The sequence below is a fragment of the Cupriavidus gilardii genome, assembly GCF_008801915.1.
GTDB lineage: Bacteria > Pseudomonadota > Gammaproteobacteria > Burkholderiales > Burkholderiaceae > Cupriavidus > Cupriavidus gilardii.
This window is the reverse complement of the sequence record NZ_VZOV01000008.1, coordinates 29,629-40,920: the sequence shown is the minus strand read 5'-3', so window position 1 is coordinate 40,920 and position 11,292 is coordinate 29,629. Positions and strand designations below refer to the sequence as shown.

The following is an 11,292-nucleotide window of genomic DNA, read 5'->3' as shown; positions in this document are numbered from 1 at the left end:
TGCTCGCGGGCGATCCCTCTACCGAATCTACTGGATCCAGCGAACTTACTGAACCTTGGCCGACGCGCCCGCGCCGACCGTGGCCGAGGTGCCGCCAGTCGCGCCACCCACGAGGCCGCCCACCTTGCCGGCGGTGCCGCTGACCGTATCGCCAACGGCGCCGACCGTCTTGTCGGCGGTGCCTTCCACCGCGCCGACCGTGTCCTTGGCCTTGCTCTTTGTCTTGCCGTGCGCGTCGTGGGCCTTCGACTTGGCCTTGCTGCCGGCGGTGGCCGCACGGTCCTTGGCGCTCTTGCGGGTGTCGTCGATTTCGCCGGCCTTGTCGTTCAGGCCCGCCTTGACGCCGGTATCCATGTTCGCGCGGCTTCCTGCGACTTCAGCGCCCGCGTTCACGCCGGCGTTGGCGCCGGCCGACGGAGCCGTTGCCGTCGGCGCGGTCAGCGAGCCGGCGGCGCCGCCGGTCGCACCGGCTTGCGTACCTTGCGCCATGGCCAGCGACGAGGCGGCGGCGATCGACAGGGCGGACAGCGAGATCAGCAGTTTCTTCATGGAGTACTCCTTTCGAATGACTGTGCGGCGAGGCTTTCGCCGCGGGTTGTCGCCTGGAGAGCGAGACCTCAGTCTAGGGAGCACCCCACCGCGATGCTGTGAGGAGATGTAATGCGCTGTAAGGAGTCGTGAGCAGGCACACCGGCCGCGGCAGCACTCGCGATGGCAGCTTTCGCCAGTCCCGTCAACGACTTGCGGCGTGGCGCCGCGCGCCGACCGCGCCTGCCGTGGCCGCGCGGCTTCGCACACCGTTACAGGTTCGGCGCGAGCGCGCGCTCGAGCGCGGTCCGGTCTTCGTGCCGGCGCGCCACCATGTCTTCCAGCTGGTCCTGCCCGATCTTGCCGACCGAGAAGTAGGTCGCTTCGGGATGTGCCAGATAGAAGCCGCTGACCGAGGCCGCCGGCGTCATCGCCAGCGCGTCGGTCAAGCCCATGCCGATCTCGCCGGCATCGAGGACCTGGAACATCGGGCCCTTGACCGTGTGCTCCGGGCAGGCGGGATAACCGGGCGCGGGCCGGATGCCGCGATAGGCTTCCGCGATCAGCTGTTCGTTGTCGAGCGATTCATCGGCGGCGTAGCCCCACAGGTCGCGGCGAACGCGCGCGTGCAGGCATTCGGCGAATGCCTCGGCGAGACGATCGGCCAGCGCCTTCAGCATGATCGCGCTGTAGTCGTCATGGTCGGCCTCGAACTGGGCTTCCTTCTTGTCGACGCCGATGCCGGCGGTCACCGCGAACAGACCGACATAGTCCGCGATGCCGCTGTCCTTCGGCGCGACGAAGTCGGCCAGGCACCGGTTCGGCCGGCGCACGCCGTCGACCACCGGCCGTTCGCTCTGCTGGCGCAGGTTGTGCCAGGTCAGCGCGACCTGGCTGCGGCTCTCGTCGGTGTAGATCTCGATGTCGTCGTCGTTGACGGTATTGGCCGGCAGCAGCGCGATCACGCCGTTGGCGGTCAGCCAGCGGCCCTGGATCAGCCGCGCCAGCATCGCCTTGCCGTCGGAGAACACGCGGCGCGCCGATTCGCCGACGATCTCGTCGTTCAGGATCGCCGGGAATTTGCCCGCGAGATCCCAAGTCTGGAAGAACGGGGCCCAGTCGATGTAGTTGGCCAGCTCCGCCAGGTCGTAGTTGCGGAACACGCGCCGGCCGATGAATTTCGGTTTCGGCGGCACGTAGCCGCTCCAGTCGATCGGCGTCTTGTTCTTGCGCGCCTCGGCCAGCGTCACCATCGGCACGGCCTTCTTGTTCGCGTGCTGCGTGCGGATGCGCTCGTAGTCGGCGCGCAGCTCGTCCAGATAGCGCGTCGCGCCCTCGTCGGACAACAGGCTCGAGGCCACGCTGACCGAGCGCGAGGCATCGGGCACGTAGACCACCGGCCCTTCGTAGTTCGGCGCGATCTTGACGGCGGTGTGCACGCGCGAGGTGGTCGCGCCGCCGATCAGCAGCGGAATCTTCTTGACGCGGAAATAGTCGTCGCGCTGCATCTCGGAGGCGACGTAGGCCATTTCCTCGAGCGACGGCGTGATCAGGCCGGACAGGCCGATGATGTCGGCGCCCTCGACCTTGGCCTTGGCCAGGATCTCGTTGCACGGGACCATCACGCCCATGTTGACGACCTCGAAGTTGTTGCACTGGAGCACCACCGACACGATGTTCTTGCCGATGTCGTGCACGTCGCCCTTGACCGTGGCGATCACGATCTTGCCGCGCGCGCGCACGTCGCCGCCGGCCTCGGCCAGCAGGCGCTTCTCCTCTTCGATGAAGGGCAGCAGATGCGCCACCGCCTGCTTCATCACGCGCGCGCTCTTGACGACCTGCGGCAGGAACATCTTGCCGGCGCCGAACAGGTCGCCGACGATGTTCATGCCGTCCATCAGCGGGCCCTCGATCACCTCGATCGGGCGGCCGCCGCGCGCAGCGATCTGCTGGCGCGCTTCCTCGGTGTCCTCGACGATGAAGGTCGTGATGCCGTGCACCAGCGCATGCGCCAGGCGGTCGGCCACCGGCACCGGCTTCTCCGGCGTGCCGCGCCATTCGAGGTTCTCCTCGCGCTTCGCGCCGCCGCCCTTGTAGCGGTCCGCGATCTCGAGCAGGCGGTCGGTCGCGTCGGCACGGCGGTTCAGCACCACGTCCTCGACGCGCTCGCGCAGTTCGGCATCGAGCTGGTCGTAGACGCCGAGCTGGCCGGCATTGACGATGCCCATGTCCATGCCCGCGGCGATCGCGTGATAGAGGAACACCGTGTGGATGGCCTCGCGCACCACGTCGTTGCCGCGGAACGAGAACGAGACGTTGGACACGCCGCCGCTGACCTTGGCGTACGGCAGGTTCTGCTTGATCCAGCGGGTCGCCTCGATGAAGTCGACCGCGTAGTTGTTGTGTTCCTCGATGCCGGTCGCGACCGCGAAGATGTTCGGGTCGAAGATGATGTCCTCGGGCGGGAAGCCGACTTCGTTGACCAGGATGTCGTAGCTGCGCTTGCAGATCTCGGTCTTGCGCGCGAACGTGTCGGCCTGGCCCTGCTCGTCGAAGGCCATCACCACGGCGGCCGCGCCGTAGCGGCGGATCAGCGCGGCATGGTGGCGGAATTGCTCCTCGCCTTCCTTCAGCGAGATCGAGTTGACCACGGCCTTGCCCTGCACGCATTGCAGGCCGGCCTCGATCACCTCCCACTTGGACGAGTCGATCATGATCGGCACGCGCGCGATATCGGGCTCAGACGCAATCAGATTCAGGAAGCGCACCATCGCGGCCCTGGAGTCGAGCATCGCCTCGTCCATGTTGACGTCGATGATCTGCGCGCCGTTCTCGACCTGCTGGCGCGCGACCGCCAGCGCCTCGTCGAACTGGCCGTTCAGGATCATCCGGGCGAAGGCCTTGGAGCCGGTGACGTTGGTGCGTTCCCCGACGTTGACGAACAGGCTGCCCTCGCCAAGCGTGAACGGCTCCAGGCCGGACAGGCGCATCGGACGAGCGGGACGGGTATCGGTAGACATGGCGGACTCAGGTTCGGGATCGGATGCGCGGCACGCCGGGAACGGATGCGTTCGGCGGCGCGCCGGTAGGGCGTGGGCGGCGGGACGGCGGGGCTGCCGGTCAGGCCGCGGGCGCTTCGTCGCGATACTGGCCGGGCCAGGCGCGCGGCTTGCGGTTGGCGACCCGCTGCGCGATCGCGGCGATATGCTCCGGCGTGGTGCCGCAGCAGCCGCCGACCAGGTTGACGAGCCCCGATGCGGCAAACTCGTCGACCAGCGACGAGGTGACGTCCGGCGTCTCGTCGAAACCGGTATCGCTCATCGGGTTCGGCAGCCCCGCGTTCGGGTAGCACGAGATCGCGGTATCGCACAGCTTGGCCAGCTCGGCGATGTACGGCCGCATCAGCGTCGCGCCCAGCGCGCAGTTCAGGCCGAAGGTGATCGGGCGCGCGTGGCGCAGGCTGTTCCAGAAGGCTTCGACGGTCTGGCCCGACAGGATGCGGCCCGAGGCGTCGGTGACGGTGCCGGAGATCATCACCGGCAGGCGTTCGCCGGTGTCCTCGAACAGCTGATCGATCGCGAACAGCGCGGCCTTGGCGTTCAGCGTGTCGAAGATGGTCTCGACCAGAAACACGTCGGCGCCGCCTTCGAGCAGGCCCTTGCCCTGCTCGTAATACGATTCGCGCAACTCCTCGAAGCTGACGTTGCGCGCGCCCGGATCGTTGACGTCCGGCGAGATGCTGGCGGTCTTCGGCGTCGGGCCGAAGGCGCCGGCGACAAAGCGCGGCTTGTCGGGCGTGCTGTAGCGATCGCAGGCCTCGCGCGCCAGCCTTGCGGCGGCCACGTTCATCTCGTAGGCCAGGTCCGCCATCTTGTAGTCCTCCTGCGCGACACGGGTCGCGCCGAAGGTATTGGTCTCGATGATGTCGGCGCCGGCGGCCAGGTATTGCTCGTGGATTTCGCGGATCACCGCCGGGCGGGTCAGCAGCAGCAGTTCGTTGTTGCCCTTGACGTCGACCGGATGCGAGGCGAAACGCTCGCCGCGGTATTCGGCCTCGCCCAGCTTGTAGCGCTGGATCATCGTGCCCATCGCGCCGTCGAGGATCAGGATGCGCTCGCGCAGCAGCCGCGGCAGCTGCGCGGCGCGGGTGTACGGCCGAGCCCGGGGACCGGCCTGCGGGCCTGCCTGCGGACCTGCCTGCGAGAGCGGCGCATTGGGGGACGCCATGCCGGGCGATTCGATGGTTGCAGCGCTCATGGCTTCACTGGCCTCGGTGATGCTGGAAAAGTGCACGATTTTATCAGTTACGGCCCCTTGCCGCCCCTTGCCGGCCTTCCTTGCCCGCGCCTACACTCGGGCAGACCGACCCGTCGAACCGGCCCACCCCGGGGCCGCCGACGGGCCCATCGACCGACACCGACGACTCCGCATGCAACACCTTGCCCCGCGCGAGGCCCAGACCCTGCTGGCCGAGCATCCCGACGCCCTGTTCATCGACTGCCGCAGCGAGATGGAGTACCTCTTCGTCGGTCATCCGACCGGCGCGCTCAACGTGCCGTGGAACGACGGTCCGGACTGGGAGGTCAATCCGCACTTCGTGCAGGCGGTCAAGAAGCTGGCCGGACAGGCGTCGGCGCGGCCGGTGCTGCTGATCTGCCGCAGCGGCAACCGCTCTACCGCGGCGGCACAGGCGCTCGAAGGCGCCGGCTTCACCACCGTCTATAACGTGCTGCACGGCTTCGAAGGCGATCTGGACGCGCAGCGGCACCGCAATACCGTCAACGGCTGGCGCTTCGAAGGGCTGCCGTGGGAGCAATACTGATGTCGTCGACGCCTTGAGCGCGCACAAAAAAACCCGCGCCGTGGCGCGGGTTCTTGTTGCAGCGGGACGCCGCTGTGTCAGGGCATCGGCGGTGCGTCGTCAGTGCATCGCCAGCGAGTGCGTCATCACCGTATCGAACTTGCCAAGAAATTCGTCCACCTCTTCCACGGACGGTTCGCTCTCGATCAGACGTTGCACATCGGCGCGGAAATGTTCGGCCAGCTGGCCGCCAAGGAAGATCTCGCGCTTCATGTTCTTGTCGACGATCTCGTAACCGCCGGAGGCAAGAGGGGCATGCTCGACGTCGGCACCGAACTCGACGATGCAGTAGTTGTCGCTGTTGTAGATCATTTGCATGGCGCACCTCCGGGCTATGGGACGGGCGGAAGGTTTGTTGATTGTTGCGTCAGCCGGTGGGAGCGCCGGCTTCCTTCCGCGATTTCACCTCCAAGCTGAGGGCATGAAGACGCTTTTCAAGCGCATGCCTCGCTGGGCGCTGGCGTGGTGCCCGTTGCCGTTGCGCCCGCTCGTCAGGTTGGAGCCGCGCCGGAGGCGGCAAGTTCGGTCCGCCAACCGAAAAGAGGGTTTGTCCTACGAAGCGTGTACGCGACGCCTACCATGGCCGCCTGGCGGAATCATGCACACGGCCGGTGAGGCTCACGGCGTGTCGCACTGTGCCCCGCATGCGGCCTTGCACAGAAAAGCGTCGAGAACGGCATGAAACCGCTCCGCCTGCTCGATCGGCGACAGATGAGCCGCGTCAGGGAGCACCTCGAACTGGGCGGCCGGGATGCCGTCGGCAATGGCCCTGGAGTCGGCCACGGGGCAGCCCTGATCCTTGTCGCCAACCACGACGAGCGTGGGGCAATGAATGCGCGCCAGGGCATCGGCCTGGTCGAAGCCGAGAATCGCCAGGCAGGCACCAACATAGCCGCGGACCGGCGTGGCGAGCACCAGCTGCCGGATCCGCTCGACCTGATTGGGGTGCGCGGCCCGGTACGGGGCAGTCAGCCAGCGTTGAAGCGTCGCATCAAGCACTCCAGCCATCCCGTGCGCCTCCACATGGCCGATGCGCTCGTGCCACATCGGATGCGCCTGGCGCGGGGTGCGGCAGACCGTGTCGACCAGCGTCAGCGAGTGCAGCCGCTCCGGATAGCGCACGGCCAGCGTCTGGCCGATCATGCCGCCCAGCGAAATGCCGACGAAATGCGCCTGCGGCACGTCCAGTCCGTCCATCAGCGCGGCCACGTCGTCGGCCATGCGCAGCATCGAATAGGGCCCGACCGGCGCGTCGCTGCGGCCGTGTCCGCGCAGGTCGTAGCGCAACACCCGATAGCGCGGTGCCAGATGGGCCGCGGTGGCGTCCCACAGCGTGTGGTCGCAGGCCAGGCCATGGCACAGCACGACCCACGGGCCTTCGGAGCCGTCGATGCGGGCATGCAATGTCACGTCGCCGACGATCACGCGATGGGTTTCGGAGGCAGGGGGGCGGGCGGCGGGGGTTGAGCCGGCGCTCGATCCCGCGCTTGAGCCCGAGGCGGTGGCGGGCGTGGCGGTGGGCGGCAAGGTGTCGGTCATCGGTGTCCTCCTGTCGGGGTAGGTCGGCGGCGACGCATCGCGCGGGGAGCGTCGCGGCAGGCACGCCGGTCGGCTCCGATCCTTCCAGACTAGGGCCCGGCGCCGCGCAGTACCAGATCGATCTGCGTGCCGTCGGGCTCCGTCTGCCGCAGTTTGACAGGCATCCAGCCGACCGATTCCGCCAGCCAGACCTCGACGCGGCGGCGGTCGTCGGCGCGGCGCGGCAGGCGGATGAAGTGCTTGGCGCGCACGAAGCCCGCCCCCGTCTCGATGTCCTCCTCGCCGACATACTGGACGCGCATCGGCTCGACATCGCTGGTGTCGGCGACCTGGAAGGTCTCGGTTGCGCCCGGCGCGGCATAGCGCTGCGGGTTGCCCCGCACCAGGCCGACCAGCTGCAGGAAGACGCTGAAGCGGTCCTGCGCCCCCTCGGGCAGCGGCGCCTGGCCGCCGCGCGACTCGAACACGATCGCGTTGGCGGCGCGGTCGAAGCGTGTCACCTGGCTGCGCTTGCGGCGCTCCTCGACGTAGCGCTCGGGCGCCAGCCCCTGCTCGCCCAGCGCGCCGGTGCTGTGGAAGGCGAAGCGGAACCACAGCATGCGGGTTTCGACCGACAGCTGATAGCGCCCGCCCGCGTGCTGCCAGCGGATGGTGCCGTCGGGGTTCTCGACGCCGTTGACGAAGCTGGCGTAGCGCAGCGTCGCCGACGGGGGCGCGGCGTAGCGCAGCGCATCGGCCGAGGCCGGGGCCGGCGCCGGGGCCGAACCCGGACCCGTACCGCCCGCCCCGCCTCCGGCGGCGACGGTGCCGGCACCGCCCGGCGAGGTCGCCAGCGGCGGGCCTTCGGCCGGCGCAGGCGGTCCGGGCGCCGGTTCGGGAGCGGGCGCCGGTTCCGGCGTGGCAGCCGGCGCGGGAGCGGGTTTGGGTGGGGGACGGCGGGGACGCGGCGGCGGGGTCGGTGCCACGGCGACGGGCTTGGGCGGAAGCAGGATCGCCTCGAGCGCCGGCGTGTCGACCGCGTCCAGCGGAATCAACGGACCGGGCATGCGCACCAGGCCGATCAGCACCACCGCATGGGCGATCAGCACGACCGCCAGCGCGACCGCCCAGCGCAGGCGGCGCGCGCGTTTTGCATCAGGCGTGACCGGCGGTTCCGGTCGGCGGGGTCCCGCCAAGATATCCAAGCTCCGTCGAGATCCGGTGTGCGATCTCGCGCACCTGGCGGTCGATCGCTCCGCCCCATTCTGCATCGAATACCGTCTGCGCGCCCAGCACGATCAGCGCCATCGAGACATGGCCGCTGGCGTCGAAGACCGGAAACGAGATCGCGTTGATGCCGGGCAGCACGCCGCCCAGCGTGCGCGCCGCGCCGTGCGCGCGCACGTCGGCGCAGACCGCGTCGTAGTCCGCCAGCGAGCGCGGCAAGTCCGGCAGGTTGTCGTCGCGGCGCTCCTTGAGTTCACGCTCGATCAGCGGCAGCGTCTGCTGGCGCGGCAGATAGGCGCCGAACAGCCGTCCGGTGGCCGAATTGAGCATCGGCATCACGTCGCCCAGGCGCAGGCTGACGGTGACCGGATGGCTGGACTCCTCCCAGTGCACCACGGTCGGGCCGTGATTGCCCCAGACCGCGATGCCGACGGTCTGGTCGATGTCGTCGCGCAGTTGCGACAGGATCGGCCGCGCCTTCTTGACCGGATCGAGCCGGTTCAGCCCCGCCAGCCCCAGCTGCAGCGCGAAGGGGCCGAGGTCATAGCGGCCGCTGACCGGGTCCTGCGCGACCATGCCCAGACGCTGGAAGCTGACCAGATAGCGGTGCGCCTTGGCCGGATTCATGTCGGCCGCGGCGGCGAGGTCGCGCAGCATCATCGCGCGCGGCGAGGCGGCCAGCGCCTTGAGCAGCTGGAAGCCCACTTCGATGGACTGGATGCCGGTGCGCAGCTTGGCGTCGTCTTCTTCTGGTTCGGTCATGCGTCGGAACAGGACGGGGCGGTGGATGGCGAGTGGGGCGGTTGGCCGCGCCGCATGCGGCGCCTTGCCGAACAAGCGGCCGGCAAGCGCGGCAATATAGTTCGATTCCGTCACGTCGCGCTACGCCTCGATCCGTAAATTTACTATAGCGAAATCGATTTACCAGTTTTTAATCCGTCGCTAGACTGCGCAAAGGCGTGCCCGGCCACGCTCGAACTGCCACCACGCCCGTACAACAACATCCCGGAGACCCGCATGCCAGCCCCGCTCGCCGCTGCGCCCGCCGCGCCCCTTTCCATGCCGAACCTGCGTCGCCTGCTGAACGCCGCCGTGCTCGGTGCCGGCGCGCTGGCGGCGCTGGCCGCCGCCCTGCCCCGCCCAGCCGCGGCGCAGCCCGCCTGGCCGAGCCAGCCGGTGCGCTGGGTCGTGCCGTATCCGGCCGGCGGCGGCACCGACGTGGTGGCGCGCACGCTGGCCCAGGCGATCTCGCCCGCGCTGGGCAAGCAGGTGGTGATCGACAACCGGCCGGGCGCGGCGACGATCGTGGGCGCCGACACCGTCGCGCACAGCAAGCCGGACGGCCACACGATCCTGACCGCCGACACCGCGACGCTGGCAGCCAACCCCTCGCTGTACCGCAAGCTGCCGTACGACCCGGCCAGGGACTTTGTCCATGTCGGCATGATCGCCCGCTTCCCGCTGATCCTGGTCGCCAACCCGAACTTCCCGGCGCGCACGCTGAAGGAGGCGGTCGACTACGCGCGCAAGAACCCGGACAAGGTCAATTTCGCCTCGCCGGGCGCCGGCAGCCCGCACCATCTGGCGATGGAGCTGTTCATGGAGCAGACCGGCATCCGGATGACCCACGTGCCGTACAAGGGCGCGGCGCCCGCGGTGCAGGATCTGCTGGCGGGCCAGGTGGACCTGATGTTCCTCGATCTGGCGGCCGGCCAGCAGAACGTGCTCGGCGGCAAGCTGCGCGCGCTCGGCAGCGCGACGCCGAAGCGGCTGGCCGCGTTGCCGCAGGTACCGACGGTGGCCGAGGGCGGCGTCGCCGGATTCGAGGCCTATGCCTGGCAAGGCGTGGTCGCGCCGGCCGGCACGCCGCAGCCGGTGGTGGCCCGTCTGAACGCCGAGCTGGTCAAGGCGCTGAAGCAGCCCGAGGTCCAGAAGCGCTTCGAGGGCATCGGCGTCGAGCCGGTCGCCAGCACGCCGGACGAGTTCGCCCAGTACGCGCGCAGCGAGGCCGAGCGCTGGGGCAAATTGATCAGGGCCAAGGGCATCACGGTAGACTGACGCCCTCGCGGCGGCCGGCACAGCCGGCGCCATATCAGCCATCCGGACGCCGGCGCCATGCCGGCGTCGTTCTTGATGCAGGAATCCCGATGAAACTGGCCACCCTGAAGGACGGCTCGCGCGACGGACAGCTCGTGGTCGTGTCGCGCGACCTGAAGACCGCGCACTATGCCACCGACATCGCCGGCAAGCTGCAGACCGCGCTGGACGACTGGCATTTCCTCGCGCCGCAGCTGCAGGATCTGTACGACGCACTGAACGCCGGCCGCGCCCGGCATCCGTTCGCATTCGACCCGCGCCAATGCATGGCGCCGCTGCCGCGCGCCTACCAGTGGGCCGACGGCTCCGCCTACGTCAACCACGTCGAGCTGGTGCGCCGCGCACGCGGCGCCGAGATGCCGCCGGAGTTCTGGACCGACCCGCTGATGTACCAGGGGGGCGCCGACGATCTGCTCGGCCCCTGCGACGACATCGTCTGCGCCAGCGAGGCCTGGGGCATCGACTTCGAGGCCGAAGTCGCGGTGATCACCGGCGACGTGCGCATGGGCGCCACGCCCGAGCAGGCGGCCGAGGGCATCCGGCTGCTGGTGCTGGCCAACGACGTGTCGCTGCGCAACCTGATCCCGGCCGAACTGGCCAAGGGCTTCGGCTTCTTCCAGAGCAAGCCGGCCACGGCGTTCTCGCCGGTCGCGGTGACGCCCGACGAGTTGGGCGACGCCTGGCGCGAACGCAAGGTCCATCTGCCGCTGACGGTCTGGTGGAACAGCAGGAAGGTCGGCTCGCCCGACTGCGGCACCGACATGGTGTTCGACTTCGGCCAGCTGATCGCCCATATCTGCAAGACGCGCAATGTGCGGGCCGGCAGCATCGTCGGCTCCGGCACGATCTCCAACGTCGACCGCAGCAAGGGCTACTGCTGCATCGCCGAGAAGCGCACGCTGGAGACCATCGAGAGCGGCGCGCCGGTGACGCCATTCATGCAGTACGGCGACGCGGTCAAGATCGAGATGTTCGACGCCCAAGGCCGCTCGATCTTCGGCGCGATCGACCAGGTGGTGGCGGCCCCCGCCTGACGCGGCGATCGCGGCGGCGATGCGCCT

At 69.0% G+C, this 11,292-nt stretch carries 10 protein-coding genes; 3 read left to right on the top strand and 7 right to left on the bottom strand.

Features of this window, described 5'->3' with window-relative positions; translation table 11 throughout:
- Positions 1 to 45 precede the first annotated feature (45 nt).
- From F7Q96_RS12100 to F7Q96_RS12090, 3 genes are all read right to left on the bottom strand, one after another.
- Positions 46 to 549 carry a hypothetical protein gene (locus F7Q96_RS12100; RefSeq protein WP_023263509.1) on the bottom strand — a complete coding sequence of 168 codons (504 nt, stop codon included), beginning with the start codon at positions 547 to 549 and terminating at the stop codon, positions 46 to 48.
- Positions 550 to 800: 251 nt separating this feature from the next.
- A complete protein-coding gene (gene metH / locus F7Q96_RS12095; RefSeq protein ID WP_082371361.1) occupies positions 801 to 3,548 on the bottom strand; it encodes a methionine synthase in 2,748 nt (915 codons plus the stop codon).
- Between the two features lie 100 nt (positions 3,549 to 3,648).
- Positions 3,649 to 4,755 (bottom strand): homocysteine S-methyltransferase family protein, encoded by a 1,107-nt coding sequence (locus tag F7Q96_RS12090; RefSeq protein WP_082371589.1) that lies wholly within the window; start codon positions 4,753 to 4,755, stop codon positions 3,649 to 3,651.
- A 202-nt stretch (positions 4,756 to 4,957) separates the two neighbouring features.
- Here F7Q96_RS12090 and F7Q96_RS12085 point away from each other — a divergent pair, with 202 nt between their 5' ends.
- Positions 4,958 to 5,350, top strand: a complete 393-nt coding sequence (locus tag F7Q96_RS12085; RefSeq protein WP_053820864.1) for a rhodanese-like domain-containing protein — start codon at positions 4,958 to 4,960, stop codon at positions 5,348 to 5,350.
- A 99-nt stretch (positions 5,351 to 5,449) separates the two neighbouring features.
- Here the strand turns inward: F7Q96_RS12085 and F7Q96_RS12080 are convergent, their stop codons facing one another.
- The 4 genes from F7Q96_RS12080 to F7Q96_RS12065 form a co-directional block, all read right to left on the bottom strand.
- Positions 5,450 to 5,707 (bottom strand): BTH_I0359 family protein, encoded by a 258-nt coding sequence (locus F7Q96_RS12080; protein ID WP_006579976.1) that lies wholly within the window; start codon positions 5,705 to 5,707, stop codon positions 5,450 to 5,452.
- Positions 5,708 to 6,007: 300 nt separating this feature from the next.
- On the bottom strand, positions 6,008 to 6,814 hold the full coding sequence (gene pcaD / locus F7Q96_RS12075) for a 3-oxoadipate enol-lactonase (RefSeq protein ID WP_053820863.1): 807 nt from the start codon (positions 6,812 to 6,814) through the stop codon (positions 6,008 to 6,010).
- A gap of 203 nt (positions 6,815 to 7,017) precedes the next feature.
- Complete coding sequence (locus tag F7Q96_RS12070) at positions 7,018 to 8,106, bottom strand: DUF3108 domain-containing protein (RefSeq protein WP_249041673.1); 1,089 nt, start codon at positions 8,104 to 8,106, stop codon at positions 7,018 to 7,020.
- Positions 8,063 to 8,896: an IclR family transcriptional regulator gene (locus F7Q96_RS12065; protein WP_151022703.1), complete on the bottom strand. Its 834-nt coding sequence runs from the start codon at positions 8,894 to 8,896 to the stop codon at positions 8,063 to 8,065. Before F7Q96_RS12065 ends, F7Q96_RS12070 begins: the two co-directional genes overlap by 44 nt.
- A 297-nt stretch (positions 8,897 to 9,193) precedes the next feature.
- Between F7Q96_RS12065 and F7Q96_RS12060 the strand changes: the two genes are divergently transcribed.
- Together F7Q96_RS12060 and F7Q96_RS12055 are read left to right on the top strand one after the other, a co-directional pair.
- Positions 9,194 to 10,192 carry a Bug family tripartite tricarboxylate transporter substrate binding protein gene (locus tag F7Q96_RS12060; RefSeq protein WP_053820862.1) on the top strand — a complete coding sequence of 333 codons (999 nt, stop codon included), beginning with the start codon at positions 9,194 to 9,196 and terminating at the stop codon, positions 10,190 to 10,192.
- Positions 10,193 to 10,281: 89 nt separating this feature from the next.
- A complete protein-coding gene (locus tag F7Q96_RS12055) occupies positions 10,282 to 11,265 on the top strand; it encodes a fumarylacetoacetate hydrolase family protein (RefSeq protein ID WP_151022701.1) in 984 nt (327 codons plus the stop codon).
- Positions 11,266 to 11,292 lie beyond the last annotated feature (27 nt).